26 protein-coding genes, 1 tRNA gene and 2 pseudogenes are annotated in these 26,994 nt (G+C 70.2%); 14 read left to right on the forward strand and 15 right to left on the reverse strand.

Annotated elements, in window-relative coordinates; genetic code table 11:
- Positions 1-88 precede the first annotated feature (88 nt).
- The gene (locus ACGF2Y_RS02800) at positions 89-1,258 is read left to right on the forward strand and encodes an acyl-CoA dehydrogenase family protein (protein ID WP_392942681.1); all 1,170 of its coding nucleotides are present in this window, start codon (positions 89-91) and stop codon (positions 1,256-1,258) included.
- An 83-nt stretch (positions 1,259-1,341) separates the two neighbouring features.
- Here the strand turns inward: ACGF2Y_RS02800 and ACGF2Y_RS02805 are convergent, their stop codons facing one another.
- The 4 genes from ACGF2Y_RS02805 to ACGF2Y_RS02820 form a co-directional block, all read right to left on the reverse strand.
- Positions 1,342-1,686, reverse strand: coding sequence for a rhodanese-like domain-containing protein (locus tag ACGF2Y_RS02805; protein WP_392942683.1), 345 nt, complete (start codon positions 1,684-1,686; stop codon positions 1,342-1,344).
- A gap of 46 nt (positions 1,687-1,732) precedes the next feature.
- The gene (locus ACGF2Y_RS02810) at positions 1,733-2,716 is read right to left on the reverse strand and encodes a J domain-containing protein (protein WP_392942685.1); all 984 of its coding nucleotides are present in this window, start codon (positions 2,714-2,716) and stop codon (positions 1,733-1,735) included.
- Positions 2,717-2,797: 81 nt separating this feature from the next.
- The gene (locus tag ACGF2Y_RS02815) at positions 2,798-4,258 is read right to left on the reverse strand and encodes a DUF2252 domain-containing protein (protein WP_392942687.1); all 1,461 of its coding nucleotides are present in this window, start codon (positions 4,256-4,258) and stop codon (positions 2,798-2,800) included.
- A 225-nt stretch (positions 4,259-4,483) separates the two neighbouring features.
- Positions 4,484-4,837 (reverse strand): winged helix-turn-helix transcriptional regulator, encoded by a 354-nt coding sequence (locus ACGF2Y_RS02820; RefSeq protein ID WP_392942689.1) that lies wholly within the window; start codon positions 4,835-4,837, stop codon positions 4,484-4,486.
- A 97-nt stretch (positions 4,838-4,934) separates the two neighbouring features.
- Between ACGF2Y_RS02820 and ACGF2Y_RS02825 the strand changes: the two are divergent.
- Positions 4,935-5,069 (forward strand): annotated as a pseudogene (locus ACGF2Y_RS02825) (FMN-dependent NADH-azoreductase); the annotation flags it as partial.
- Positions 5,070-5,208: 139 nt separating this feature from the next.
- Here ACGF2Y_RS02825 and ACGF2Y_RS02830 read toward each other — a convergent pair.
- Together ACGF2Y_RS02830 and ACGF2Y_RS02835 are read right to left on the reverse strand one after the other, a co-directional pair.
- Positions 5,209-6,030 carry a ScbR family autoregulator-binding transcription factor gene (locus ACGF2Y_RS02830; protein ID WP_392942691.1) on the reverse strand — a complete coding sequence of 274 codons (822 nt, stop codon included), beginning with the start codon at positions 6,028-6,030 and terminating at the stop codon, positions 5,209-5,211.
- 300 nt (positions 6,031-6,330) lie between these two features.
- Positions 6,331-6,413, reverse strand: a tRNA-Leu gene (locus ACGF2Y_RS02835).
- A 312-nt stretch (positions 6,414-6,725) separates the two neighbouring features.
- On the opposite strand from ACGF2Y_RS02835, the gene ACGF2Y_RS02840 reads away from it, so the two are divergent.
- The 7 genes from ACGF2Y_RS02840 (at position 6,726) to ACGF2Y_RS02870 (ending at position 15,612) form a co-directional block, all read left to right on the forward strand.
- The gene (locus ACGF2Y_RS02840; RefSeq protein WP_392942693.1) at positions 6,726-7,580 is read left to right on the forward strand and encodes an FhaA domain-containing protein; all 855 of its coding nucleotides are present in this window, start codon (positions 6,726-6,728) and stop codon (positions 7,578-7,580) included.
- 10 nt (positions 7,581-7,590) lie between these two features.
- Entirely contained in the window at positions 7,591-8,106 is a 516-nt protein-coding gene (locus tag ACGF2Y_RS02845; RefSeq protein ID WP_392942695.1) for an FHA domain-containing protein, read from the forward strand.
- A gap of 129 nt (positions 8,107-8,235) precedes the next feature.
- Positions 8,236-9,735: a PP2C family protein-serine/threonine phosphatase gene (locus tag ACGF2Y_RS02850; protein WP_392943288.1), complete on the forward strand. Its 1,500-nt coding sequence runs from the start codon at positions 8,236-8,238 to the stop codon at positions 9,733-9,735.
- A 22-nt stretch (positions 9,736-9,757) separates the two neighbouring features.
- Positions 9,758-11,158, forward strand: a complete 1,401-nt coding sequence (locus tag ACGF2Y_RS02855; RefSeq protein ID WP_392942697.1) for an FtsW/RodA/SpoVE family cell cycle protein — start codon at positions 9,758-9,760, stop codon at positions 11,156-11,158.
- A complete protein-coding gene (locus tag ACGF2Y_RS02860; protein ID WP_392942699.1) occupies positions 11,155-12,612 on the forward strand; it encodes a peptidoglycan D,D-transpeptidase FtsI family protein in 1,458 nt (485 codons plus the stop codon). The genes ACGF2Y_RS02855 and ACGF2Y_RS02860 overlap by 4 nt, the downstream gene beginning before the upstream one ends.
- A 172-nt stretch (positions 12,613-12,784) precedes the next feature.
- Positions 12,785-14,770, forward strand: coding sequence for a Stk1 family PASTA domain-containing Ser/Thr kinase (gene pknB / locus ACGF2Y_RS02865; protein ID WP_392942701.1), 1,986 nt, complete (start codon positions 12,785-12,787; stop codon positions 14,768-14,770).
- Positions 14,771-15,171: 401 nt separating this feature from the next.
- Positions 15,172-15,612 (forward strand): VOC family protein, encoded by a 441-nt coding sequence (locus ACGF2Y_RS02870; protein WP_392942703.1) that lies wholly within the window; start codon positions 15,172-15,174, stop codon positions 15,610-15,612.
- A 191-nt stretch (positions 15,613-15,803) separates the two neighbouring features.
- On the opposite strand, the gene ACGF2Y_RS02875 is transcribed toward ACGF2Y_RS02870, so the two are convergent.
- The 6 genes from ACGF2Y_RS02875 to ACGF2Y_RS02900 all read right to left on the reverse strand — a co-directional run bounded on the left by ACGF2Y_RS02875 (position 15,804) and on the right by ACGF2Y_RS02900 (position 20,417).
- Positions 15,804-16,538, reverse strand: coding sequence for a class E sortase (locus ACGF2Y_RS02875; protein WP_392942704.1), 735 nt, complete (start codon positions 16,536-16,538; stop codon positions 15,804-15,806).
- A gap of 25 nt (positions 16,539-16,563) precedes the next feature.
- On the reverse strand, positions 16,564-18,012 hold the full coding sequence (locus tag ACGF2Y_RS02880; RefSeq protein ID WP_392942706.1) for a class E sortase: 1,449 nt from the start codon (positions 18,010-18,012) through the stop codon (positions 16,564-16,566).
- Complete coding sequence (locus tag ACGF2Y_RS02885; RefSeq protein WP_392942707.1) at positions 18,009-18,647, reverse strand: aminodeoxychorismate/anthranilate synthase component II; 639 nt, start codon at positions 18,645-18,647, stop codon at positions 18,009-18,011. Before ACGF2Y_RS02885 ends, ACGF2Y_RS02880 begins: the two co-directional genes overlap by 4 nt.
- The gene (locus tag ACGF2Y_RS02890) at positions 18,644-18,832 is read right to left on the reverse strand and encodes a hypothetical protein (protein WP_392942709.1); all 189 of its coding nucleotides are present in this window, start codon (positions 18,830-18,832) and stop codon (positions 18,644-18,646) included. Before ACGF2Y_RS02890 ends, ACGF2Y_RS02885 begins: the two co-directional genes overlap by 4 nt.
- Positions 18,833-18,920: 88 nt before the next feature.
- On the reverse strand, positions 18,921-19,619 hold the full coding sequence (locus ACGF2Y_RS02895) for a class E sortase (protein ID WP_392942711.1): 699 nt from the start codon (positions 19,617-19,619) through the stop codon (positions 18,921-18,923).
- A gap of 30 nt (positions 19,620-19,649) precedes the next feature.
- The gene (locus ACGF2Y_RS02900; RefSeq protein ID WP_392942713.1) at positions 19,650-20,417 is read right to left on the reverse strand and encodes a DUF881 domain-containing protein; all 768 of its coding nucleotides are present in this window, start codon (positions 20,415-20,417) and stop codon (positions 19,650-19,652) included.
- Between the two features lie 141 nt (positions 20,418-20,558).
- On the opposite strand from ACGF2Y_RS02900, the gene crgA reads away from it, so the two are divergent.
- A complete protein-coding gene (crgA, locus tag ACGF2Y_RS02905) occupies positions 20,559-20,813 on the forward strand; it encodes a cell division protein CrgA (RefSeq protein ID WP_392942715.1) in 255 nt (84 codons plus the stop codon).
- A 306-nt stretch (positions 20,814-21,119) separates the two neighbouring features.
- Here the strand turns inward: crgA and ACGF2Y_RS02910 are convergent, their stop codons facing one another.
- Both ACGF2Y_RS02910 and ACGF2Y_RS02915 read right to left on the reverse strand, forming a co-directional pair.
- Positions 21,120-22,019, reverse strand: a complete 900-nt coding sequence (locus tag ACGF2Y_RS02910; RefSeq protein WP_392942717.1) for a rhomboid family intramembrane serine protease — start codon at positions 22,017-22,019, stop codon at positions 21,120-21,122.
- Positions 22,020-22,209: 190 nt separating this feature from the next.
- Positions 22,210-22,737 (reverse strand): peptidylprolyl isomerase, encoded by a 528-nt coding sequence (locus ACGF2Y_RS02915; RefSeq protein WP_392942719.1) that lies wholly within the window; start codon positions 22,735-22,737, stop codon positions 22,210-22,212.
- 281 nt (positions 22,738-23,018) lie between these two features.
- Between ACGF2Y_RS02915 and ACGF2Y_RS02920 the strand changes: the two genes are divergently transcribed.
- The gene (locus ACGF2Y_RS02920) at positions 23,019-23,744 is read left to right on the forward strand and encodes a DUF5324 family protein (RefSeq protein WP_392943289.1); all 726 of its coding nucleotides are present in this window, start codon (positions 23,019-23,021) and stop codon (positions 23,742-23,744) included.
- A 350-nt stretch (positions 23,745-24,094) separates the two neighbouring features.
- Here ACGF2Y_RS02920 and ACGF2Y_RS02925 read toward each other — a convergent pair whose 3' ends face one another.
- Positions 24,095-24,679 carry a TerD family protein gene (locus ACGF2Y_RS02925; protein ID WP_392942721.1) on the reverse strand — a complete coding sequence of 195 codons (585 nt, stop codon included), beginning with the start codon at positions 24,677-24,679 and terminating at the stop codon, positions 24,095-24,097.
- 577 nt (positions 24,680-25,256) lie between these two features.
- On the opposite strand from ACGF2Y_RS02925, the gene ACGF2Y_RS02930 reads away from it, so the two are divergent.
- From ACGF2Y_RS02930 to ACGF2Y_RS02940, 3 genes and pseudogenes are all read left to right on the forward strand, one after another.
- Positions 25,257-25,520 (forward strand): aminotransferase class I/II-fold pyridoxal phosphate-dependent enzyme, encoded by a 264-nt coding sequence (locus tag ACGF2Y_RS02930; protein ID WP_392942723.1) that lies wholly within the window; start codon positions 25,257-25,259, stop codon positions 25,518-25,520.
- A 129-nt stretch (positions 25,521-25,649) separates the two neighbouring features.
- Positions 25,650-25,793, forward strand: a pseudogene (locus tag ACGF2Y_RS02935) (TauD/TfdA family dioxygenase); the annotation flags it as partial.
- Positions 25,794-25,897: 104 nt separating this feature from the next.
- Positions 25,898-26,986, forward strand: coding sequence for a TauD/TfdA family dioxygenase (locus ACGF2Y_RS02940; protein ID WP_392942725.1), 1,089 nt, complete (start codon positions 25,898-25,900; stop codon positions 26,984-26,986).
- Positions 26,987-26,994 lie beyond the last annotated feature (8 nt).

Genomic DNA, 26,994 nt, shown 5'->3' on the forward strand with positions numbered 1-26,994 from the left:
CGTACGCCGCCGCACTGTTCCCTTCCCATAGAACCTGTTCTATCTTGACGACCCGTCAGGTAGTCAACGGCAGCGGGAGGCCGGGACAGTGGACTTCACCTTCACCGAGGAACAGCAGGCGGCCGTCGAGGCGGCCAGGGCCGTCTTCTCGGATGTCGCACCCGACCGCGCGCCCAGCCCCGCCCTGACCCCGGGCGCCGTGGCGGAGGACATCGACCGGCAGCTGTGGAACGAGCTGGCGCGCACGGACCTGCTCGGGCTCACGCTGTCGCCGGACCACGGGGGCGCGGGCCTCGACCCGATCGCGCTCTGCCTGGTCCTGCGGGAGTCGGCCAGGGTGCTGGCCAGGGTCCCGTTGCTGGAGAGCTGCGCGGTCGCCATGGCGGTCCAGCGCTACGGCGAACGTTCCCTCGCGGCGGAGCTGCTGCCCCGGGCCGGCCGGGGCGAACTGATCCTGACGGTCGGGGCCAACGGACGCAGCGGCCACGATCCCGCCGAACTCGCCGTCACAGCACGGCCGTACGGGGAGGGCGACCGGGAGGCCGACGGCCGGGCCGGGGGCTCCGGCTGGGTGCTCGACGGGGTCCAGTCCGCGGTTCCCTGGGCGCAGGTGGCCGACTGGATCGCCGTCCCCGCGCACACCGCCGAGGGTCGGCCGGTCCTGGCCCTGGTGCCTCGTACCCGCGACGGCGTCACCCTGGCCGACCAGGTCTCCACCAGCGGAGAACGCCTGGCAGAGGTCCGGCTCGACGCCGTGCGCGTGGCGGCCCACGAGCTGATCGACGCGGCCCGCTGCTGGGAATGGCTGCGGTCCCTGCTCACCACGGGAACCTGCGCGCTCGCGCTCGGGCTGGGCGAGCGGGTACTCGCGATGACCGCCGAATACACCGGCAAGCGCGAACAGTTCGGGTTCCCGGTCGCCACGTTCCAGGCGGTGGCGGTGCAGGCGGCCGACCGCTACATCGACCTGCGGGCGATGGAGGCCACCCTCTGGCAGGCCGCCTGGCGGATCTCCACCGACGCCGGGGGCCCGCTGCCCGTGGCGGGCGATGTCGCCGTGGCGAAGATCTGGGCCTCCGACGGCGTCCGCCGCGTCGTGCAGACAGCCCAGCACCTGCACGGCGGATTCGGCGCGGACACCGACTACCCACTGCACCGCTTCCACGCCTGGGCGAAGCAGATCGAGCTCTCCCTCGGCCCGGCCGCTGCCCATGAGGAGGCCCTGGGCGACCTGCTGGCCGCCCACCCGCTCGGCTGACGACCGCCCCCCGAACCCGGCCCGGCGGGACGCGGAGGACGAGGGCGTCGACGCCCACCGGGCTCAGTCGACGCCCACCGGGCTCAGAGGACGAAGGCGGGCGTCCCGTTGTCCGTGACCATCGGGCGTCCGGCGCCGTCCCAGGCCTGCATACCGCCGTCGATGTTCACCGCGTCGACGCCCTGCTGGACCAGGTACTGGGTGACCTGGGCCGACCGGCCGCCGACCCGGCACATCACATGCACGCGCCGGCCGTCCTCGGCGGCTTCCGTCAGCTCGCCGAACCGGCCCACGAAGTCGCTCATCGGGATATGCAGCGCACCCTCGACGTGACCGGCTGCCCACTCGTCGTTCTCACGGACATCCAGGACGAAGCCGTCCGACGGCACCGCCGCGGCGGCCACCGAGGGCAGCGGGGCGAAATTCATGGGTCATGCCTTCTCTCGTACATACACGGCAGAGTCAACCGGAACGCTACTGCACCAGCTCCGCCAGCTCGGCCTCGCGCCGGGACACCTCGCCCAGCAGTTGCTCCGCGATGTCCTCCAGCAGCTGGTCCGGGTCGTCCGGGGCCATCCGCAGCATCGAGCCGATCGCACCCTCCTCCAGCTCCTTGGCGAGCACCGTCAGCAGCTCCTTGCGCCGGCTGAGCCACTCCAGCCGGGCGTAGAGCCCCTCGCTCTCGCTCAGCGGGGCCGGCTGCTGCGCCGGACCGGCCGCCCACTCCGCCACGAGTTCCTTGAGCAGCTCGACGTCACCGCGCCCGTAGGCGGCGTTCACCCGGGCGATGAACTCGTCCCGGCGCTGCCGCTCCGGCTCGTCCTGGGCGAGGTCCGGGTGCGCCTTGCGGGCCAGCTCCCGGTAGAGCTTGCGGGCCTCCTCGCTCGGCCTGACCCGCTTCGGCGGCCGGACCGGCTGCTCGGTGAGCATGGCCGCGGCCTCGGGCGACAGCCCGTCGGTGTCCATCCAGTCGTGGAACAGCTCGTCGACCCCGGGCATCGGCATGACGACCGCCCGCGCCTCCCGCGCCTTGCGCTCGTCCTCCGGGTCCCCGGTCCGGGCGGCCCGCGCCTCCGCGATCAGCGCGTCCAGTTCGTCGAGGCGGGTGTACATCGGGCCGAGCTTCTGGTGGTGCAGCCGAGAGAAGTTCTCCACCTCCACCCGGAAGGTCTCCACCGCGATCTCGAACTCGATCAACGCCTGCTCGGCGACCTGCACCGCCCTGGCCAGCCGCGCCTCGGGGCGCGGCGCGGCGTCCTCGGGACCGACGGACTCCCCGGCAGCGGCGTCCGCGTCCGTGGCCCCGGAAGCATCCGGGGCGCCCGGTGCCTCCGGGGCGTCCGGTGCACCGGAGGCATCCCGCGCTGCCGGGGCGGGCCGGGGCTCGTCCGGCCGGTCGTTGTCCTGCCGGTCTTCATCGTTCCGGGTGGTCGGCACCCCGGCGGCTTCGTGGGTCACCCGTCCAGCGTATGGCCACGGCCCGGCGGCACAGCACACACGGTGGGCCCCGGCCCCGGGGCCCACCGCCTCACGGACCCGTCATACACCGAACTCGGCGGCCAGCCTGCCCGCCTTGATCGCCCGCACCAGCTCGGCGTGGTCCGCTTCCGTACGGTCGGCGTACGTCACCGCGAAGGCGGCCACCGCCCCGTCGAGTTCGTCGTTCTTGCCGCAGTAGCCCGCCAGCAGGCGGGGATCGGCGCTGTGCGCGTGCGCCCGCGCGAGCAGCGCGCCGGTCATCCGCCCGTAGTCGTCCACCTGGTCGGCGGCGAGCGCGGCGGGGTCCACGCTGCCCTTGCGGTTCCGGAACTGCCGGACCTGGAACTGCCTGCCGTCGACGTCCGCCCAGCCGAGCAGAATGTCACTGACGACCTGCATCCGCTTCTGTCCGAGCACCACCCTGCGGCCCTCGTGCGCCACCTCCGGCACGTCGAAACCGACCGCGGGCAGATAGGGGGCAAGCACCGAAGGACGCGCCTCCTTCACCTGGAGGACCAACGGCTCACCCCGGTGGTCGAGCAGCAGCACCACATACGACCGGGTCCCCACGCTGCCGGTGCCGACCACCCGGAACGCCACGTCGTGGATCGCGTACCGGGCCAGCAGCGGCACCCGGTCCTCGGAGACGGTGGAGAGATAGCCGCCGAGCCCGGCGGCCACGACCGCGGCCTCCGCGTCCGGCACCCGGCGCAGCACGGGCCGGGCGTCGACGAAGCGCCGGCCGCCGTCGGGGCACTCCTCCGTGGACCGGGCGGCGAAGCGGGCGCTGGTGTTGTTACGGGCCTTCTCCGAGACCCGCTCCAGGGTGCCGACCAGGTCACGCGCGTCCGTGTGCGAGACGAGCTCCTCGTCCGCGATCGCGTTCCAGGCGTCGAGGGCGGGCAGCCGGGCCAGCAGCCGCATCGTGCGCCGGTAGGCGCCGACGGCGTCGTACGCGCCCCGGCGGCAGGTGTCCTCGTCGGCTCCGGCGGCCCGGCCCGCGAGCACCAGCGAGGCGGCGAGCCGTTTGAGGTCCCACTCCCACGGCCCGAAGACGGTCTCGTCGAAGTCGTTCAGATCGATGACCAGGCTGCCCCGGGCATCGCCGTAGAGGCCGAAGTTGGCCGCGTGCGCGTCGCCGCAGAGCTGGGCGCCCACACCGGTGACCGGGCTGCCCGTCAGGTCGTGGGCCATCAGACCGGCCGCACCCCGCAGGAAGGCGAACGGCGTGGCGGCCATCCGGCCCACCCGTATCGGCGTCAGGCCCGGCACCCGGCCCCGGTTCGACTCCTCGACCGCCCGCACCGCGTCCGGCCGTCCCGGCGGCAGCACCAGCGAAGCGTGCGAGGACCGCGGGACCCGGTCGCGGAGCGCCTTGCCCGCCGTCTTCGGTGAATGTGCGGCCCCACGCCGGGCGAACCCGGGCACAACCGGAATGCGCAGGCCCGATCCCTCGGTTCCCGCAGCTCCGGTCGCACCCTCAGTCCGCTGCTCAGGCATCGTCGCCTCGGTTCCGCCCATGGAGCGTCGCCCCCCACCTTCGTACCGCTCCGGCTGCCCGGCTGTCCGACCGGCCAGCGGCCGTGTCCAGCAGCGGCCGAGCACGACGGTACCGCCGATTCCCGGTCCTCGCCGGGGCCTGTGGACAGACACCCGCCAGCCCCTGTGGACAACCGCGGAGCGCCCCGGTGCGGTGGGACGCGTCAACGGCCGGTTCCGCCATCCCGCCGGTCCGGCGGGACGCCGTCAGCAGCCAGTTGCTCCTTCGTCCCGCGCCAGATAGGTGTCCGCCCACCGCCCGAGCTCCTTGAGCGCGGGTTCCATCGCGGCGCCGGCCTCGGTGAGCCGGTACGCGACGCGCAGCGGCGGCCCCTCGTCGACCTCGCGGATCACCAGACCGGCCGCGCCGAGTTCGGTCAGCCGGTCCGAGAGCATGCGCTCACTGATTCCGGGAATCGCCCGGCGCAGTTCGGCGAAGTGCACCGGGCGCTGCAGCAGCACCGAGACGATAGGGCCGGTCCAGCGCTTGCCGAACAACTCGAAGACGCGGCTGATCCCCCCGTCGACCCGTCGACAGGCCTGTTCACTGTGATCCGCCATACCCCTAGAGTACTGCGCCACCACAAGCGGCTTACTAAAGATAAGTAGCTATGCCATGAGCAGTCAGGGACGGAATGGATCCGTCATGGCCGTCCGCGTCGGACACAACACGGGACCGGACTCCCCAGCCGCAGGGACCCCGATGACCGTCGTCGCCGGCCGGGGCTGTTCGTGCGCTCCGGGCACCCCTCGCGAGAGCTTCGAATTTGTCCAGAACTACTTGGAGAAGCTGCGCACGATGATCATGATGTCGCTGACGAATCGGGTGTTTCACGTGAAACATGGCACGCCCCGCAAACACGCCCGGTAAAGACGCCCCTCAAACACGCGCCGTAGACACGCTAGTGAAGCAGGCAGGCCCCAGGCCCGGTTCAGGCAGCCCCTCCGGCCGCCACCACCGCACCCGCCGGCTCCTCGTCGGCCTCGTCGGCGGCCTGCCCGAACCTCGTACCGCGGCCGGATCCACCGTCCCGCGGGCCTGACTCGCCCGGCCGGGAGGCCGCGTCCTTGGCCTCTGCGGCCTCTGCGGCATTCCTGGCCTCCCGCCCCTCCCGCTCCTCCCGCTCCGCCTTCTCGCGCGCCTGAGCCGCCAGATCCACCCGGCCCTCCGGCTTGATGTGGGCGATGACACCGGGATGAGCGATCGACGGCAGGATGTGGCGCCACATCTCCGCCACCTGCTCGCGCAGGTCGGCGCGACCGGAGTCGGCCTCCGAGACCAGCTGAATACCGGTGAACGAAGCGACGATGATTTTGGCCGACACCATCGGGTCGATCTGCGGGAACACCTCACCGCGCTCCTGGCCCAGCTCCAGCATCCGGGCCGTCGCGTCGATCCAGTCACCCCACGGATGCGGTCCTCCGAGGAAGACGCCCTCGATGGAGAGCCTCGTACCGGCACGGGCCATCGCGTTGTGGCGCAGGGCGAAAGCGAACTGCTGGCCACCGTCCACCAGGGACTGGAGCGGTGACCCCTCCTGCTCGAACTCGATCGTGGAGGTCTGCTCGTCCATGATCGCCTGCGCGATGGCCTCCTTGGAGGCGAAGTGGAAGTACAAGGCCCCCTTGGTGACCTTGGCGCGGCGGAGGATCTCCGAGATGGCGGCACGCTCGTAGCCGTAGTCGTCGAAGACACTCGCCGCAGCGTCCACGATCGACCGCCACGTCTGGACCGCGCGAGCCTGCTTCGCCATTTCCTGCCTCCGGGACGTTCTGTGCGCTCAGCCCTTCACCGCCGAGCCGCCGTCGATCCAACCTCTGCGGCCAGCGTATGCAAGTGCGCCGTTGCACTGGCCATCGGTCTGTCCGGAAACCGCGCCCGTACCCGGTGGATCACCGGCTGCGGACACCGCTGCCGCCTCCCCCTTACCCGCCTGTCCGTACCCCGCCCGTCCGTCAAAAACACGGAACAACACGAAGAACCCCCGCTCCGGATCTCTCCGAAGCGGGGGTTCTCCCGAATCAACTTCAACTGCTGCAAGCAACTGCCGTTGTGCGCGAGGGGGGATTTGAACCCCCACGTCCCGAAGGACACTGGCACCTGAAGCCAGCGCGTCTGCCGTTCCGCCACTCGCGCATAAGTGGTGTTCCATACTCTCACCGTGTGGGGTGAGCGCCTGGCGACAAACGGAAGATTAGCACGGTGGACAGGGTGGATTCACATCCGTTGTTCCGCCGGCTCCGGGAGGGAAAGCGGGAACCCCGAACCGTCGCCCCCACTCCTCCAGAGTGCGTCCCGAGTGCGGGACACTGTGAGGAAGCCACCTCTACGATCCGTGTGAGGGGTGACACTCATCCACAGGCCGGACAAGGGGAACCAGCCGATTTCCCGCCGCGTGGATACGATCAGTAAGCAGTACAGGGACGATGACAACGGAGGAGGTGCCCCATGGGGGTCATGAAGCGTTTCGAGCAGCGCCTCGAGGGGCTGGTCAACGGCACCTTCGCCAAGGTCTTCAAGTCCGAGGTGCAGCCCGTCGAGATCGCCGGCGCCCTCCAGCGCGAGTGCGACAACAACGCGACGATCTGGAACCGCGAGCGGACCGTCGTCCCCAACGACTTCATCGTCGAACTCAGCACACCCGACTACGAGCGGCTCAGCCCGTACTCCGGTCAGCTGGGTGACGAACTCTCGGGCCTGGTGCGCGACTACGCCAAGCAGCAGCGCTACACCTTCATGGGGCCGATCAAGGTCCACCTGGAGAAGGCCGACGACCTCGACACCGGGCTCTACCGGGTCCGCAGCCGCACGCTCGCGTCGAGTACGTCACAGCAGGACCCGTCGGCCCCGCCCCAGCCCGCGGCCGGGCGGCCCGCCGCCCCGCAGGCCCCCGGCGGCTACGGCTACCCCCCGAGCGCCGCTCCGCCGATGCCCGCGGCCCCGCCGCCCGGCGCCGGGCGGCCCTCGGCCCCCACGAACGACCGGCGCCCGCCGGCCGCGCCCGGCTCCCTGCCGGACGCCCGGACGCGGCGCTGGATCGAGATCAACGGCACTCGCCATCAGATTTCCCGCCCGACGTTGGTGATGGGACGATCCACCGACGCCGACGTGCGGATCGACGACCCCGGCGTATCCCGCCGGCACTGTGAGATCCGGACCGGAACGCCCTCGACGATCCAGGATCTCGGGTCTACCAACGGCATCGTGGTGGACGGGCAGCACACCACCCGCGCTACGCTCCGCGACGGCTCGCGGATCGTCGTGGGCAGCACCACCATCGTTTACCGGCAAGCCGAAGGGTGAAGCGGGGGCAATGTCAGAGCTGACCCTGACGGTCATGCGGCTAGGTTTCCTGGCTGTTCTGTGGCTGTTCGTCATCGTGGCCGTACAGGTCATCCGCAGCGACCTGTTCGGAACGCGCGTCACGCAGCGCGGCTCACGCCGCACTGCCGCCGACCCGCGCCCGCAACAGGGTCGCCAACAACAAGCGGCGCCGCCCCAGCAGCGCCAGCAGCCCGGCCGGCAGCGCCGCGGGGCACCCACAAAGCTGGTGGTGTCCGAGGGCACGCTCACGGGCACCACGGTCGCGCTCCAGGGCCAGACCATCACCCTGGGCCGGGCCCACGACTCAACGATCGTGCTGGACGACGACTACGCGTCCAGCAGGCATGCCAGGATCTACCCGGACCGTGACGGCCAGTGGATCGTCGAGGATCTCGGGTCCACCAACGGCACGTATCTGGAACGGACCCGGCTCACCACCCCGACACCAGTTCCGCTGGGCGCGCCGATCCGTATCGGCAAGACCGTCATCGAGCTGCGGAAGTAGTACGACAATGAGCGAGCGGAGCGAGCGAGCCGCGGCGGTCCCGACGGCGGACGCTGCCCGGTTCCCGACCGGAGGGTGGGCAGTGTGGCTCGAGACAGGCTGTACCCCGAGCCGACGGGCGAGGTGCGCATGAGTCTGTCGCTGCGCTTCGCCGCCGGGTCGCACAAGGGCATGATCCGGGAGGGCAACGAGGACTCCGGCTATGCCGGTCCCCGGCTCCTCGCCATCGCCGACGGCATGGGCGGTCAGGCGGCCGGTGAGGTCGCCAGCTCCGAGGTGATCTCCACGCTCGTCCCGCTCGACGACGACGTACCGGGATCCGATCTCCTGACCTCGCTCGGCACGGCCGTGCAGCAGGCGAACGACCAGTTGCGCGTCATGGTCGAGGAGGACCCCCAGCTGGAGGGCATGGGCACCACGCTCACCGCCCTGCTCTGGACCGGTCAGCGCCTGGGCCTGGTGCACGTCGGCGACTCCCGTGCGTACCTGCTGCGCGACGGCGTCCTGACGCAGATCACCCAGGACCACACCTGGGTGCAGCGCCTCGTCGACGAGGGCCGGATCACCGAGGAAGAGGCCACCACCCACCCGCAGCGCTCCCTGCTGATGCGGGCGCTGGGCAGCGGCGACCATGTCGAGCCGGACCTCTCCATCCGCGAAGTCCGCGCCGGCGACCGCTATCTGATCTGCTCGGACGGCCTCTCCGGCGTGGTCTCGCACCAGACGATGGAAGAGACCCTCGCCAGCTATCAGGGCCCGCAGGAGACCATCCAGGAGCTGATCCAGCTCGCCCTGCGCGGCGGCGGCCCGGACAACATCACCTGCATCGTGGCCGACGTCCTGGACGTCGACAGCAACGACACCCTGGCCGGGCAGCTCAACGACACGCCGGTCGTCGTCGGCGCGGTCGCGGAGAACCAGGCCCAGCTGGGCGACGGCGGGGCCATGCAGACGCCCGCCGGACGCGCCGCCGGCCTCGGCCGCCCCGTGCCCCCGCCCGCCGGCGGCTTCGGCCCGCCCGGCAGTGGCGACGTCGGCTACGACGGCATGCCGGACGGCTCCTACGACGCCTACACCGACGACGACTTCGACCAGCCGCGTGGCGGCCGTAAGTGGCTGAAGCGATCCGTCTACATCGTGCTCGCGCTGGCCGTGATCGGCGGCGGTCTGTACGGCGGCTACCGCTGGACGCAGACGCAGTACTACGTCGGCGCGAAGGACGGGAACGTCGCGCTGTTCCAGGGCATCAGCCAGGACCTCGCATGGGTCTCGCTCTCGAAGATCGAGAAGAACCACCCCGAGATCGAGCTCAAGTACCTGCCGCCGTACCAGCGCAAGCAGGTCGAGTCGACCATCGCCGAGGGCAGCATCACCGACGCCCGCGAGAAGGTCGCCGAGCTCGCCGCGCAGGCCTCCGCCTGCAAGAAGGACGCGCAGCGCCGCGCGGCCGACGCCGAGAACCGGGCCCGTACGGGCGAGGGCGAGGCCGGCGGCACCGCCGGGGCCCCCGCCACCAGGACTTCCGCCACGTCCGTTGCCAAGGCGACCAAGCCGACCACCGCTCCCACTCCCGGCCCCAGCCTCTCGGAGGAAGAGAAGAAGCTGGTCCCGCAGTGCGGTAAGCAGTAAGCCGTAGGGGGCCTTCAACACCATGAGCGTTGTCACCAATACGACCACCATCGGCGCGATCGACGCACCGAGCCGCCGCAACACCGAGCTGGTGCTCGTCGTCTTCGCCGTCGCCATCTCGGTGTTCGCCTACGCCAACGTGGGCCTCGCCCTCAACGGCGAACTCCCCTCGGGGATGCTCGGCTACGGGGCGGGACTCGCGCTGCTCGGCGGGGTCGCCCACCTCGCGGTGCGCAGATTCGCGCCGTACGCCGACCCGCTGCTGCTGCCCCTGGCGACCCTGCTCAACGGGCTCGGGCTGGCGCTCATCTGGCGGCTGGACCAGTCCGAGCGCTTCCAGGCCCTGGACACCTTCGCCCCCGCCGCCTCGAAGCAGCTGCTGTTCTCCGCCATCGGCGTGGGGACGCTGGTCGTGGTCCTGGCGGTCCTGAAGGATCACCGCATCCTGCAGCGCTACACGTACATCTCCATGGTCGTGGCGCTGTTCCTGCTGATCCTGCCGATGTTCTTCCCCGCCGTGAACGGCGCCAAGATCTGGATCAAGATCCCGGGAGTCGGAACGCTCCAGCCCGGCGAGTTCGCCAAGATCATCATCACCGTGTTCTTCGCGGGCTATCTGATGGTCAAGCGGGACGCGCTGGCCCTGGCCAGCCGCCGGTTCATGGGCCTGTATCTCCCCCGCGGCCGTGACCTGGGCCCGATCCTGATGGTCTGGGCGTTCTCGATCCTGATCCTGGTCTTCGAGACCGACCTCGGTTCCTCGCTGCTCTTCTTCGGCATGTTCGTCGTGATGCTGTACGTCGCCACCGAGCGCACCAGCTGGATCGTCTTCGGCCTGCTGATGTCCGCGGTCGGAGCGGTCGGCGTCGCCTCGTTCGAACCGCACGTCCAGCAGCGCATCACCGCCTGGCTCGACCCGTTCGCGGGCTGGGGCAAGGTGAACGCCAGCGAGCAGATGGCGAAATCCCTGATGGCCTTCGGCTCCGGAGGCACCCTCGGGACCGGGCTCGGCCAGGGCAACTCCGACCTGATCGGCTTCGCCGCCAACTCCGACTTCATCCTCGCCACGGTCGGCGAGGAGCTCGGGCTCGCCGGGATGATGGCCGTGCTCCTCGTCTACGGCCTGATCGTCGAGCGCGGAGTGCGCACCGCCCTGGCGGCCCGCGACCCGTTCGGCAAGCTGCTCGCGATCGGCCTCTCCGGCTCGTTCGCCATCCAGGTGTTCGTCGTCGCCGGCGGTGTGATGGGCCTCATCCCGCTCACCGGTATGACGATGCCGTTCCTGGCGGCAGGTGGTTCCTCCGTGCTCGCCAACTGGGCCCTGATCGCCATTCTCATCAGAATCAGCGACACCGCCCGCCGCCCGGCACCTGCTCCCTCCCCGTCCACCGACGCCGAGATGACCCAGGTGGTACGGCCGTGAACAAGCCCCTGCGCCGGATCGCGATCTTCTGCGGGATCCTCGTCCTCTCGCTCCTCATCCGGGACAACTGGCTCCAGTACGTCCGTGCCGACGAGCTGAACAGCCACAAGTACAACCGCCGCGTCGAGATCGAGCGGTACGCCCACGAGCGCGGCGACATCATCGTCGACGGCAAGGCGATCACCGGCTCCGCCGAGACCGAGGACAGCGACTTCACGTACAAGCGGATCTGGAAGAACGGGCCCCTGTGGGCCCCCGTGACCGGCTATTCCTCGCAGGCCTTCGGCTCCTCGCAGCTGGAGAACCTGGAGGACGGCATCCTCACCGGCAACAGCGACCAGCTGTTCTTCGACCGGACGCTGTCGATGTTCACCGGCGACGAGAAGCGCGGCGGCAACGTCGTCACCACGCTGAACGGTGACGCCCAGAAGGCCGCCTTCAAGGGGCTCGGCGAGAAGAAGGGCGCGGTGGTCGCCCTCGACCCGAAGAGCGGCGCCATCCTCGCCCTCGCCAGCACTCCGTCCTACGACCCCTCGGTCTTCGCCGGGAACTCGCTCAAGGACTCGGACAACCGGCAGAAGCTCCTGAACGACGAGGACAAGCCGATGCTCAACCGGGCATTGCGCGAGACCTACCCCCCGGGCTCCACCTTCAAGGTCGTCACCGCCGCCGCCGCCCTGGAGAACGGGCTCTACGACGACATCGACGCCAAGACGGACTCGCCGCTGCCCTGGACGCTGCCGCAGTCCACCACGCAGCTCAAGAACGAGGGCAACATCCCCTGCGAGAACGCCACGCTGCGCGAGGCCCTGCGGGTGTCGTGCAACACCGTCTTCGGGAAGATGAGCGACGACCTCGGCAACAAGAAGATGATCGAGCAGACGGAAAAGTTCGGCTTCAACGAGGAAGTCTTCACGCCCGTCCGCGCCGACGCGAGCATCTACCCCGAGGACAACCGGCCGCAGAACGCGATGGCCGGCATCGGCCAGGCGTCCAACCGGACCACCCCGCTCCAGATGGCCATGGTGGCCTCCGCGATCGCCAACGACGGCAAGCTGATGCAGCCGTACATGGTCGCCGAGCGCCAGGCGCCCAACCTGGACCCGGTCTTCACCCACGAGCCCGAAGAGATCGGCCGCGCGCTCTCCGGTGAGAACGCCCAGAAGATCCAGCAGATGATGGAGACCGTCGTCAAGGACGGCACGGGAACCAACGCGCAGATCCCCGGCGTCACAGTGGGCGGCAAGACCGGTACCGCACAGCACGGTCTGAACAACAGCGAGAAGCCGTACGCCTGGTTCATCTCGTACGCGAAGACCGACAACGGCTCCCCGGTCGCCGTCGCCGTCGTGGTCGAGGACGGCAACGCCAACCGGGACGACATCTCCGGTGGCGGTCTGGCCGCCCCCATCGCGCGCGACGTGATGAAGGCAGTCATCGACAGCGGGAAGTGAGACCTGTCACGGCGGCCGCCCGTCCATACCGGACATCGGATACCGGTCGGATATCGGCTGACGGATGCGGGCTGATCACGTCACCCGTGCCCGGTAGCGTATGCGCGAACAGCGCACCGCCGCGGACCACACACGGGTGCGGTCGGGACTGACGGAGAGGGCTGGAACAGTTATGGAAGAGCCGCGTCGCCTCGGCGGCCGGTACGAGCTGGGCTCGGTGCTCGGCCGTGGTGGCATGGCCGAGGTCTACCTCGCGCACGACACCCGGCTCGGCCGCACCGTAGCTGTGAAGACGCTCCGGGCCGATCTGGCCCGCGACCCGTCCTTCCAGGCCCGGTTCCGCCGTGAGGCCCAGTCGGCCGCCTCGCTCAACCACCCCGCGATCGTCGCCGTGTACGACACCGGCGAGGACTACGTCGACGGGGTCTCCATCCCGTACATCGTGATGGAGTACGTCGACGGGTCGACGCTGAGGGAACTGCTGCACTCCGGTCGCCGGCTGCTCCCCGAGCGCACGCTGGAGATGACGGTCGGCATCCTCCAGGCCCTGGAGTACTCGCACCGCGCCCAGATCGTCCACCGTGACATCAAGCCGGCGAACGTCATGCTGACGCGCACCGGCCAGGTCAAGGTCATGGACTTCGGCATCGCCCGTGCCATGGGCGACTCCGGGATGACGATGACGCAGACCGCCGCGGTCATCGGCACCGCCCAGTACCTCTCCCCGGAGCAGGCCAAGGGCGAGCAGGTCGACGCGCGCTCCGACCTGTACTCCACCGGCTGCCTGCTGTACGAGCTGCTCGCCGTGCGGCCCCCGTTCGTCGGGGACTCGCCCGTCGCGGTGGCCTACCAGCACGTCCGGGAGGAGCCGCAGCCGCCGAGCAACTTCGACCCGGAGATCACGCCCGAGATGGACGCGATCGTCCTCAAGGCGCTGACCAAGGACCCGGACTACCGCTACCAGTCCGCCGACGAGATGCGGGCCGACATCGAGGCCTGCCTCGACGGCCGGCCGGTCGCGGCCACGGCGGCGATGGGCGCCGCGGGGTACGGGGGCTACGACGGCTACAACAACGACCAGCCCACCACCGCCCTGCGCCCGGCCGACCAGAACAACGCGCAGACCTCGATGCTGCCGCCGGTCAACCCGGATGACGGCGGCTACGGCTACGACGACCGCCAGGGTCGCCGCCGCCAGCAGAAGAAGAGCAGCACCTCGACGGTCCTGCTGGTCGTCGCGGGCATTCTGGTGCTCATCGGCGCGATCCTGATCGGCCGGGTGGTCTTCACCCCGACCAGCGACGACGGCCGGATCAAGGCCCCGAACCTGGTGGGCTCCACGGTCGAGGGCGCGGAGAGACTCGCGGAGAACGCCGGCGTCACCCTGAAGGTCGGCGCCGAGGAGCCGTGCGAGGAGCAGGAGAAGGGCGAGATCTGCTCGCAGGAGCCGTCGGCCGACGCGATGATGGACAAGGAAGGCACCGTCACGGTCGTCGTCTCCACCGGAGCGCCGAAGACCGAGGTCCCCAACATCCTGGAGAAGTCCGAGGACGGCGCCCGCCAGGTCCTGGAGGACAAGGGTTTCACGGTCAACGTCACCACGGAGGAGTCCGAGGAGACCGAGGGAACCGTGATCAAGCAGGACCCCAAGGGCGGCGCGAAGGCCGAGGACGGGGCCGAGGTCACCATCACCGTGGCCAAGAAGACGACCGACCCGATGCCCGACGTGCGCACCCGGCAGTACGACGCCGCCGTCGCCCAGCTCAGTCAGCTCGGCTTCACCAACGTCTCACGGGCCGACGTGGACTCGGAGAAGCCGGCCGGCGAGGTGGTCGAGCAGACCCCCGCGGGCCCGAGCAAGCAGGCCAAGGACGTGCAGATCGTCCTGAAGGTCTCCAAGGGGCCGGAGCAGCCGGAGCAGGTCCAGATCCCCGGTGACATCGGCGGCAAGCCGTACCAGGAGGTGAAGGGCCGGCTGGAAGCGCTCGGCTTCGTGGTCCAGCTCGCCCCGAACTCGGTCGACAAGCCGAACGCCCAGGTGATCACCAGCAGCCCGGCGCCGACCACTCAGGCGGAGAAGGGCAGCACCGTCCTCCTCGTGACCATCGAGGGCCGCGGCAACGACGGAGGCGGCTTCCTCGGAGGCCGGGGCGACTGAGCCCCCGCACACCCGCCCCGTACGACGATGGGCCCCGGTCACCGCGATGGTGACCGGGGCCCTTCCCGTGGGCGTGGCGTCTGCCTGTGCTCGGCAGCGTCCGCTTCCGCTGTCCTGTGCCACTGAAGGTTGAGCGTGTGCCATCGAAGCTTGAGCGGTTCAGGTCGCTCGCTGAGTGTTCAGTCGGCCTGGCTGAGAGTCAGTGTTGGTCCGCAGAATAGCGAGGTGGCCTCTGACCTGCGGCGTTTCTCTGAAGCGGTACGACTGGCGTGTGACGGGCACTGTTGCGTCAAGAGATTTTCAAAGAAGACGTGGCAGGGGTGTCGAGAACGGCCTGGCGGTTCCGTCCCAGGGGCGTCAGCGGTCACCACCGGCCGCACGAAGAAGAAGGAGAAACCAGCATGGCGATTCAGCGGATGGACAACGTCGGCATCGTCGTCGAGGACATGGATGCCGCCATCGCGTTCTTCGTGGAACTCGGTATGGAGCTGGAGGGCAGGGCGAAGGTCGAGGGCCTCGTCGCCGACCAGTGCACCGGACTCGACGGCGTCCGCTGTGACATCGCGATGGTCCGGACCCCGGACGGTCACAGCCGGCTCGAGCTGGCGAAGTACCTCAGCCCCGCGGCGATCAGCGCCGAACCGCGCAACCGGCCGCACAACATTCTGGGCACGCACCGCGTCATGTTCGCCGTCGACGACATCGAGGACACCGTTGCTCGCCTGCGCTCTCACGGCGCCGAAGTCGTCGGCAAAATCGCCCGGTTCGAGGACAGCTATCTACTCTGCTACCTCCGCGGCCCGGAGGGCATCATCGTCGGACTGGCCGAGCAGCTCGGCTGAAAGCCCCAGGAGGGAACGCGCACACAGAATCATCCGGGCGCCCGTCCTGGGAGCTACGCCAACGGTCGCGGACACACCCGTGAGCTCCCCACGGCACCCCTGACGACCAGGTACCCATGCCACTCAAACTTCGATGACACACGCTCAAGGTTCAGTGGCACAGGACATCCGCGTGCGCTCGGCGCGGTGGCTCAGCGCAGCTCGGCCGGGATCGTGCGGTCCTTGTCGACCTTCTCCGTACGCTCCAGCTCGCCCCACACGATGTACCGGTACTTCGAGGTGTAGACCGGGGTGCAGGTCGTCAGCGTGATGTAGCGGCCCGGCTCCTCGACGCCCGACTCCTCCGGGACCGGCTGGATCACGTCGACGTTGAACTTCGACGTCTCGGGGAGCGTCTTGTAGACCTTGTAGACGTACCAGGTGTCCTTGGTCTCGAAGACGACCGGATCACCGTTCTTCAGCTTGTGGATGTTGTGGAACTTCGCGCCGTGCCCGTCGCGGTGCGCGGCCAGGGTGAAGTTGCCCTCGTCGTCCCAGGGGAGGCCCGACTCGACGGGGTCCGTGTAGTAGCCCGCGATGCCGTTGTTGAGGGTCTTGGGGTCGGTGCCCTTCTTGACCAGCACCTCGCCGTTCTTCATGGCGGGTACGTGCAGGAAGCCGATGCCGTCCTTGGTGTCCAGGGCGCCCGGCCCGTCCGCCCACTTGCTGCGGACCGTGTCACCCTGCCGGTCGGCCTCGCGGTCGGCGAGCACGTTGGTCCACCACAGGGAGTACGCGACGAACAGCGCGAGCACCAGGCCCGCGGTGATCAGCAGTTCGCCGAAGACGCTGACGGCCGTCGCGACGGGGTGACGGCCGCGCCGGCGTGCCGGGGGCGGGGACGCGGACGTGTCGGTCCGCTCGTCGTGCTCGGTCCTCGCTGCCACCGCACCGTCCCTGTCCTGAGGATGTTCAGCCGACGAGCGCGTCGGGCTTTCCCTCGCTGCGCGGCCGTTCGTCGACCATCTTGCCCCAGACGATCAGCCGGTAGGTACTCGTGAATTCCGGCGTACAGGTCGTCAGCGTGAGGTACCTGCCCGGCCCCTCGAACCCGGAACCGGCCGGCACCGGCTCGATCACCGAGATGTTGGACGGCGAGGTCTGCGGCAGGATGCTGGCCATCTCGTACGTGTAGTACGCGTCCTGCGTCTCGACCACGATCGGGTCGCCGGGGCTGAGCTTGTTGATGTAGCGGAACGGTTCGCCGTGGGTGTTGCGGTGACCGGCCACGGAGAAGTTGCCCTGCTTGTCGGAGGGCATCGCCGTCTTGAGCCTGCCCTCGCCGTAGTGGCCGATCATCCCCCGGTCGAGGACCTTCTCCTTGTCGATGCCCTCGGCGATCGGGGCGACGACGTCCAGCTTGGGGATGTGCATGATCGCGAAACCCTGGCCGGGCGCGAACACCCCGGGCTTGCGGTCTCCGCTGGCCCATTCGTCCTGGATCCGGTCCGTCTCCTTGCCGGCGATCTGCTCGGCGCGGATGTTGGTCCACCAGAGCTGGTAGGTGACGAACAGCAGCATCAGGACGCCCAGCGAGATGAACACCTCGCCGGCCACCCGGCTGGCGACGACCGCCGGGCTGTCCTTCGCCGCCTTCGCCGCGCGCCGGGCCTCCACCCGGGACATCGGGGCGGCCGCCGGGGCAGCCTGCGCCACGGCCGGCGCCGGACGCCGTCGGCCGCGCCCCTTGGCCGCCCGCCGTCGTTCGGCCCGCCCGCCGGAGGGGGGCACGGGGGCGGGCTCGAAGGGGCGCTCGGGCCCGTGGGCGGGCTCGGGGGCGGACTCGGCCGGGATGCGGGCGATGACTTCGGTGCGGGGTTCCGCGGGCCCCCCGGCGACAGCGCCCATGACCTCGGTACGGGGTTCCGCAAGCCCCCCGGCGACAGCGCCCATGACCTCGGTACGGGGCTCGGCGGGAAGGCCCGGAGCCGGGAAGCGCTCCCCAGCCGGGGCCAGTGAGGCTGCTGAGGTCGCCGGATCCGCAGGGGCTACCGGAGATACCGGCGCTGCTGAGGCCGCCGGAGCTATTCGCGCAGACGGCTCCTGCGGGCCGTACCAGTCGCGTTGGTACCCGGCCGGGTCGTACCACTCGTTCGGGGCCCCCCGGGGCTGCTGAGGCCCCTGCTGGGGCGCGTACCCGGGATCGAGGCCCGGGCCGGGACCCGGGCCGTCCGTCCCCGGCCCGCCCGGCGGGATGTTCTCCACCCGGAACCACGGCGAGGCATGCCCGCCGGGCAGTGGATCGTTGAGCGGATCCGCGAGGCCGTCCACCGCCGCCACGAACGCGCCGTCGGCCCCGTACGCACCTTGAGTGTCAGGGCCCTCCGGTGCGGCGGCGGGCCCTGGGCGGCCTGCGGTCACGCGGCGGCCTTGCCCACCACCGGCGCGAGCCCCGCCGACCGCGCGACGGCCCCCTGGTCCCCGCACTGCTCCAGCCAGTTGGCGAGCATCAGGTGGCCGTGCTCGGTGAGCACCGACTCGGGGTGGAACTGCACGCCCTCCACCGCCCGGTCGCGGTGGCGCACCCCCATGATGATGCCGTCCGCCGTGCGGGCGGTGACCTCCAGCTCCGGGGGCAGCGCGCCGGGTTCGGCGGCGAGCGAGTGGTAGCGGGTCGCGGTGAAGGGCGACGGCAGTCCGGCGAAGACGCCCTTGCCCTCGTGGGTCACGGGGGAGGTCTTGCCGTGCAGCAGCTCGGGCGCCCGGTCGACGACGCCGCCGTACGCGACCGCCATCGACTGCATCCCCAGGCAGACACCGAAGACCGGAACGCCGGTGTCCGCGCAGTGGCGCACCATCTCGACGCAGACCCCGGCCTGCTCGGGCGTGCCGGGGCCCGGCGAGAGCAGGACGCCGTCGAAGCCGTCCTGGGCGTGGGCGGTGGTCACCTCGTCGTTGCGCAGCACCTCGCACTCGGCGCCGAGCTGGTAGAGGTACTGGACGAGATTGAAGACGAAGCTGTCGTAGTTGTCCACGACGAGGATGCGTGCGCTCACTGGCCGGCTCCTGCTTCACCGGCGCTGGCGCCGTCGACGGTCACATCACCGAACGGAAGCAGCGGTTCCGCCCACGGGAACACGTACTGGAACAGCGCGTAGACGACCGCCAGAACCAGCACGAGCGAGATGACGCTCCGCACCCATGCGTTGCCCGGCAGATGCCGCCAGATCCAGCCGTACATGCTGACCCCTCCATTCGGTACCGCACCAGACTAGAGGGCCGCGGCCGGGGAGTGGGTCAGCCTGTGGAAAACCTCGGCCGGACCCGGGTCAGCCGGTAAGCTCCGGCGGCTTCCCCTCGCTCACCGGCCGCGTCGCGTCCAGATGCGCCCAGGCGATCAGCCGGTGGCTGCTGCCCCATTCCGGCTCGCACGTGGTCAGCGTCAGATAGCGTCCGGCGCCCTCGAAGCCGGAGCCGCGGGGCACCGGGTCGACGACGGCGGTGTCGGTGGGCACGGTCCGGTACGGCTTCTTCGCGATGCGGTACGTGAACCAGGTCGTGCCGTCGTTGACGACCACCGCGTCCCCGGGGCGCAGCTTCGGAAAGTCCTTGAAGGGGTCTCCGTACGTCCGCCGGTGCCCGGCCACCGCGAAATTTCCCGTGTCACCGGGACGGGCGGTTCCGCTGTAGTGCCCGAGCCCCTTCTGCAAGGTTCCGACCTCGGTGTTCTCCAGGACGGGCCACTCCCAGCCGGCCCCGAAACGGGGGATGTGCAGCACCGCGAAGGGTTTTCCGTCGCGGTACGGGACCGGGGCCGCCGGGGCGGAGGGCTCGGCGGAGGCAGGCGGCGGGGCCGGCGCCACGGGCTGCCGGGCCCACTGACCGTGGAGCGTGTCGATCTCGCCCTCGGCCGCGTCGGCCGCTTTCACGCCCGTCCAGAACAGGAAATAGACGACGAACAGGATGATCAGCGCGCCCACGGTGATGCACAGCTCGCTGAAGGTCCTGACGACGAGTCGCACCGACACCGCACGGCCTCCCCGGGGATCGGCTCGGGCTCACTCCGCAGGCTGTGCGTAGTGGAGATCCACTGTGCCCGAGTACCCGGGAAGAGTCACCGCCTCGTTCTCGTCGACTTTCCAGCCCAGCCCGTACGCCTTCACGTACAGCAGGTAGTTCTGGATCGCGGTGGAGCCGTCGATCGCCTTCTTGAGCTTGCCCGGGTCGCCGACCGCGGTGACCTTGTACGGCGGGGAGTAGACGCGGCCCTGGAGGATCAGCGTGTTGCCCACGCAGCGGACCGCGCTGGTGGAGATCAGCCGCTGGTCCATCACCTGGATTCCGCGCGCCCCGCCCTGCCACAGCGCGTTCACCACGGCCTGGAGATCCTGCTGGTGGATGACCAGGTCGTTGGGCTGCGGCTCGGGGTAGCCGGGGTTGGCGGTGGCGTCGGGGGGCGCGTCGTCGAGGGTCACGCTGACGGAGTCGCCGGTGATCTCCGTGGTGCCGGCCGCCTTCTCCAGGGCCTTCAGCCGGGCGTCCTCGGCCTTGGTCGAGCCGTCGTCGCGCTGGGCGAGCGCGTCGACGTCCGCGCGGGCGCCGGCGACCGAATCGTTCAGCTCGCCGTTCTTCTCGCTGCGCTCCCTGATCAGGTCGGAGAGCTTGAGCAGGGAGGAGTCACTGCGCAGATTGGTGCCCTTGGCGGTGTTGGCGCTGGTGACGAAGATGAGTCCGGCCAGGGCGAACACCGCAGCGGTGAGCCCCCGGACCACCCACGCGGAGGTGCGCCGGGCCGGGCCTTCGGGGGAGTCGGCGGGATTGCTCAACGTACCCTTATCTCATCAGGCGCCAGAGAAGCACTACGCTAACGGACGCTCGGGGAAAGCAGCATTCCCCCTGGCATCCCACCCCGGCGCCCGCCACAGATCCCTGCGCGGTCACGCAGCGCATCGACAGGAGAGTCCCTCGTGCCGAAGTCACGTATCCGCAAGAAGGCCGACTTCACGCCGCCCTCGGCGAAGCAGGCAACGTCCATCAAGCTGACCAACCGCAATTGGGTCGCTCCGGTGATGCTGGCCCTGTTCCTCATCGGGCTGGCCTGGATCGTGGTGTTCTACGTGACCGAGGGTGATCTGCCGGTCGACGCCCTGGGCAACTGGAACATCGTGGTCGGCTTCGGCTTCATCGCCGGCGGTTTCGCCGTGTCGACGCAGTGGAAGTGACGGACCACCTCCGCACAAGCCCTGCCCTGAGTTACCCACAGAGTTATCCACAGCTGGGGGAAAAGGTCAGACGGTCTGTGGATAACCTCCACTCAAGTTGACGCCGGTGTGACCGCAGCCTCCCTCGTCGAGGGGGGCTGCACCCCGTTGTCCGGACGGAAATACCCAGCTCAGCGACAAGAGGAACACCTGTTCCTCTTGCCATGCACAAGAATCTGCGCACACTGTGGACAACTTCGGTCCGCCTGGGGGTGGAGGGTTTCATTCCGCTCGGGATCCGGCTCAGGACCCGGCTCGTGATCCGGCTCAGGTGAGCACCATCGTCCGGGCGATGACGATCCCGGCGGTCGCCAGCAGGACCAGCGCACAGGTGCCGGCCTGCACCGCCGTACGCCGTTCGCGCGGGGCGTGGACCATGGCGACGGCGATGGCGACGCCCGCGATCAGACCGCCGACGTGCGCCTCCCAGGCGATGCCGTCCCAGGTGAAGGTGAAATACAGGTTGATCGCCAGCAGCACGAGCACCGGACGCATGTCGTAGTTCATCCGGCGCATCAGGACGGCGGTGGCGCCGAACAGGCCGTAGACGGCGCCGGACGCGCCGAGCGAGCCCTGGTGGGGCTCGGCGATCAGATACGTCAGGGCGCTGCCCGCGAGGCCGGACAGCAGATAAAGCGCGAGATAGCGGGACCGGCCGAGCGCGGCCTCCAGCTGTCCGCCGAGCCACCACAGCCCCAGCATGTTGAACCCGATGTGCACCACTTCCTGGTGCAGGAACATCGAGGTCACCAGGCGGTACCACTGGCCCTCGGCGACGCCTTCGATGGATCCCGGCGGTGGGCTCGGGTCCCAGGCCCGCCCGAGCAGCGTCAGGTCGTTCACCAGCTCGGGACGGATGCTGACCAGGAGGAAGACGGTGAGATTGATGCCGAGCAGGATCTTGGTGACCAGGCGCGGATCGGCGGCCACCGTGCCGCCCGCCAGCGTCCGCGGCCGGGCGGCGGCCGGGTGGTGCCCCGTGCCCGAGCCCTGGCGTACGCAGTCGGGGCACTGGAAGCCGACCGAGGCGCTGACCATGCACTCCGGGCAGATCGGCCGCGCGCAGCGCGTGCAGCTGATGCCGGTCTCGCGGTCGGGATGGCGGTAGCACCTCGGCGTCGGCGCACCGCTTCCCGCGGCGCGGTCCCCCGGCGGCTGCTGTTCCATCGGTCCCGGCCTGCCTCTCGGTCCTCGTCGCACGGGCGGCGCGGACAGGGCCGCCCCGCTGGTCCGCTCGTAACACATCTCGGCAACAAGTCTCGTTAACACATACGGACGGGCAGGGCGGTTGGTTCCCGCGAGGGGTACCGGCGCGGTCTCCGCGAGGTCTCCGGCCAGGCCCCCGGGGACCGGCCCGTCAGCGGGTCTCGACGACCACGGACTCGATCACCACGTCCTGCAGCGGACGGTCGGTGCGCGGATTGGTCGGGGTGGCCGCGATGGCGTCGACGACCTTGCGGCCCGCCTCGTCGGCCACCTCGCCGAAGATGGTGTGCTTGCCGGTCAGCCAGGCGGTGGGGGACACGGTCAGGAAGAACTGCGAGCCGTTCGTCCCCGGGCCCGCGTTCGCCATGGCCAGCAGATACGGCTGGGTGAAGCCCAGCTCCGGGTGGAACTCGTCGGCGAACTGATAGCCGGGGCCGCCGGTGCCGTTGCCCAGCGGATCGCCGCCCTGGATCATGAAGCCGCTGATGACCCGGTGGAAGACAGTGCCGTCGTACAGCCGGTCCGTGGACTTCTCGCCGGTCTCCGGGTTGACCCACTCGCGCTGCCCGGTGGCCAGCTCGACGAAGTTCCTGACCGTCTTGGGGGCGTGGTTCGGCAGAAGCCGGATCTCGATGTCGCCCCGATTGGTCTTCAAGGTGGCGTAAAGCTGCTCGGCCACGATCTGCCTTCCTTCATCCTTCGCCTGCCGTCAAATCCTTCGCTGACGTCCGCAGATCCTCCCACGGACCGGGAAACGTACGGCCGGATGCCGGGCGAAACGGCGCGTTCGCCACCGAACCATGGCATTGTCGTCGGCACACTTCACATGAACCGTTTTGACCGCGAATGGCGATCATGACCCGGATGCCCGCCCCGCATGCCGGGCATGGCCGCAGCAGCCATGATTTCGAACTGGGCGGACAGGCGGAGTACCTACCCGCCACCAAGGAGGAGGATCCCGTGACCCGCATCGACAGCGTGCGCGCCGCAACCGACTCGGCGAAGTGCAGCGCGCGGCACGCCGCGGAAGTGGTGGCGCCCTACGCCGGCACAGCCAAGGAGCAGGCGGTCCAGTACGCGCACGAGACCCGCGTACGGCTCGCGCCCAAGGTGACGAAGGCGGCCGAGCAGGCACGTGTCCAGTACGGCTCCCATCTCGCACCGCGTCTCGAACAGGCCCGTACGCATGTGCCGCCCAGGGTCGACGAGGCCGCACAGCGCGCGGCGGCGTCCACCCGGAAGGCCGCCCGGACCGCCGCCGACTACACCGCGCCCCGCGTCGAGCACGCGCGGGCGGTGGCCCTGCCCGTCGCCGAGCAGGCGTCCGCCCGCAGCGCGGCCGCCCTGGCGGCGCTGCGCACCCAGGTGACCGCCAAGGAGATCCAGAAGCTGGCCAGGAAGCATCAGCGGCGGGCCAGGGCGGGCCGGGCCGCGAAGGGCTTCCTGGTGCTGGGCGCCCTGGCGGGCGGCGCCTACGCCGCCTGGCGCTGGTGGGACAAGCAGGCCAATCCGGACTGGCTGGTCGAGCCGCCCGTCGCCACCGAGGTCGGCGACGAGCGTTCGCCGACGGGCTCGGTCGACGGCAGCGACCGGGCCGGCCTCGACCCGGAGGTCCGGGCCAAGCAGTCCGAGGCCGAGGCCGAGCCGGGCGACGGGGACACCCCCCGCCCCGACGACCGGCCCTGACCCGGGCCGGCCCCGACCGGGGCGACCGGCCCCGATGACCGCGGCCGCCCGGCCCGTTTCCCGTACAAAGGCACCCGCACGACCACCCGGGGCGCCGCGGACCGAGAGGTCCCGCGGCGCCCCGGAGCCATGCCGTCGCCCCCTGCCCCCCGCGAGCGGAAACGCGGCAGCCGACCTTTGCCGCCTCAGCCGCCCCGCTGCCGCCCCAAGCACCCCGCCGGCGCCCCGGACACGACGGACGCCGTCCCAGCCGCCCCGGATACGACGAACGCGGCCGCGTCCACCTCAACGGTGTCCACAGCCGCGTCCGTCGACCCGCGCCGCACAGGGCAGCGGGGTCAGCGCGTCCGCTACTTGCTCACGGCGAAGCGCATCAGGGACTGCTCGTCGCCCTGCTTGATCTTCCCGGTCTCGTTGATCACCTGGAGCTTCCAGTCCGTGCCGACCCGCATCGCCTTCGCCACGGCGCACCCGTTGTCCTGGGTGAGCAGGCTCGGCCAGATGTCGGCGACCTGCTGCGTGCTGCCGCCCGTCGCGTCGTACACCTTGAAGCTGATGTTGCGCGCGTTCTTGAAGGCGCTGCGCTTCTTGTACGCGGCGGCGACGAACACGATGGCCGTGATGTTCGACGGCACCCGGGCGAACTCGACGGTCACCGTCTCGTCGTCGCCGTCACCGTGCCCGGTCTGGTTGTCGCCGCTGTGCACCAGCGAGCCGTTGCCCAGCGGGTCCAGGGAGTCCAGACCGGCCAGCCGTACCGGGTCGTCGCCCTGCATCGCGATGGCGATCAGGTCGAGGTCCGTACCGGCCTTCTGCCGCATCTTGCCCATCAGCCCGCCGCTGCTCCCGACGGTGGGGTCCCAGGACGCCCCGATCGACAGGTGGGTCACCCCGCCGAGATCCGCCGGGCCGTCTTCCTTCTTCAGCGTGATCATGCCTGAGTCCTTCTGTGGTGCGGCTGTTTATCCATGAAGTGTGCCTGGTGTCCTCGGCTCCGGGCCCGCCGGATACGACATTCTTCGGGCCGCGCCGCCGGGCCGTGCCCATAGGCGTGCGCCGGAGTGCGGACAGCAGCTCACGGTTCAAGGATGACGTGACGGCCTCGCGGCCGCGGTACCGGCGGAGGAAAGGCGGGGGACGCGGACGGGACCGAGGCGGGAACAGGCCCCTGCACGCTGCTTTCACGCCCCGGGCGACAGCCCCGGGAGGAACAGCGAAGGGAAACCATGACCGCGTCATCGCTCGTCGCACGCTCCCCGGCCGCCTTCGACGGACTCGGCACCGAGCTCGAGAACCTCAAGAGCTCCGGCCTCTACCGGGAGTTCACCCCCTGCTCCTGCATCGCCCAGGACCGCGGGCACGCCATGCACGAAGGCCGCCGCAGCATCTTCACCACCACCATCCCGCGGTCCAGCCTCGACGCCACCGTACGCAGCCTGGAGCTCATCCGCGGCGACACCGGCCGGCTGCTGCGGGGACGCTGCGGGGACGCTGCGGGAGAACGCGGAACGCATGCGTGGCGAACTGGCGCGGGCGGGCATCGACTTCATCGCGGCCCCGTCCCATCTCGTGCCCGTCACCGTGCCGGGCGGCGAGCGGGTCAAGCAGGCCTCCCAGCGCCTCCTGGACGAGTTCGGCATCTACGTCCAGCCCGTCAACTACCCCTCCGTGGCGAAGGCAAGCGAACGCTTCCGGATCACGGTGCAGCCCTTCCGGACCCCCGAGCAGATCGAGGGCTTCGCCGAAGCGCTGCACACCTGCCTCGCCTCCGCGTGACCGGAGAACGGCACGCGGTGGCGGCGACACCGTTCCGAGAACCGAGGAACCGAGGAGAGGAACACCTTCACCATGGTTACGACGACCCCTGTACAGGTCGAGCAGCTCACCCCGTTCATGGGCTCGATGATGCTCGGCGTCACCTACGACGACCTGGGTCGGGACGACGTGTGGCAGACCCTGGTCGACATCCTCCACCAGCGTGAGCTGGTGGTGGTGCGGGGCCTGCGCATCACCCCCGAACAGCAGGTCGCCCTCGCGGGCCGGCTGGGCAGGCCGAAGCCCTTCCTGATGGCGAGGTACCACCATCCCGAATTCCCGGAGATCATGATCTTCTCCAACGCGACCCGTGCCGACAGCCGATCGGCGTGGCCCGCGTGGGCAACTTCTGGCACCAGGACTCCACGTACCAGCAGGACCCGGCACCGTACACGATGCTGCACGGGGTGCAGGTGCCCAGCACCAGCGGACACACGCTGTACGCCAACGCCTGCGACGTGTACGACCGGCTGCCCGAGGCGTGGAAGCAGCGGATCGCCGACCGCACGGCCCTGCACACGGTGACCAAGCGGCAGCGCATCGGCAGCGAGCATGTCGGGCTGTCCATCGCCGAGTTCCGGGCCCTGGTCGACCAGGAGTACCCGAAGGTCGAGCACCCGCTCGTGAAGCGCGACCCGGCCAGCGGACGCCAGTACCTCTACGGCGCCCCGGAGTACATGGACTCCGTCGTCGGGTTCGACGTCAACGAGAACGCGGAGTTCTTCGCGCTGCTGGACGGGCTCATCCAGGACCCCGACCGGGTCTACACCCACCGCTGGACCACCGACGACCGCTTCCCGGTGCTGGGCCACGGCGAGCCGGCCTGGGAGCTGGCGGCACGGGCCGCCCGTACGGGCACCCCGCCGCACCGCGTCCGTCAGGTCATCTACGCGGGGGCCGGGGTGTGGGACCGGCCCTTCTGGTCGCCGGCCGCCAAGGTGGCCGACCACTTGGGCATCGGCGAGGCGCACTACTTCGAGGTGGCGAACTTCTGCGACGCGGGGGCGGCGGCCGTGTGGCTGGCCGCCCAGAACCCGGCGCTGGGGCCCGAGGAGTACGCGCTGGTGCTGGTCGGGGACCGCCTCAGCACGATGGTGGACTACGCCGATCCGGCGTCCAAGAGCCTGTTCAACTTCGGTGACGCGGCCACGGCGATGGAGAACCTCCCCGGCACCCTGCGGTGCGAGCGCCTCGTGCTGGGCGACGAGGAGGACCTGGTCGCCGGGATCACCGCGCGCACCGGCCCGGCCGACGGCTACGACAAGGTGCTGGCCCTGTCCGAGTTCGGGATCCTCGAAGCCACCCGGGTACGGCGGCACCTGGGGGCTCCCCGGCCCCTCCGCCGAACAGGTCCGGCTGGTGCGGGACAAGATCCTGATGAAGCGGGCCCTGCGCGGCTCCGGGATCCGGCTGCCGCGCTTCCGTAGCGGCGGCG

Origin of the sequence: Streptomyces sp. NPDC048142 (assembly GCF_043202835.1) — a bacterium.
In the GTDB taxonomy this organism is placed as follows: Bacteria; Actinomycetota; Actinomycetes; order Streptomycetales; family Streptomycetaceae; genus Streptomyces.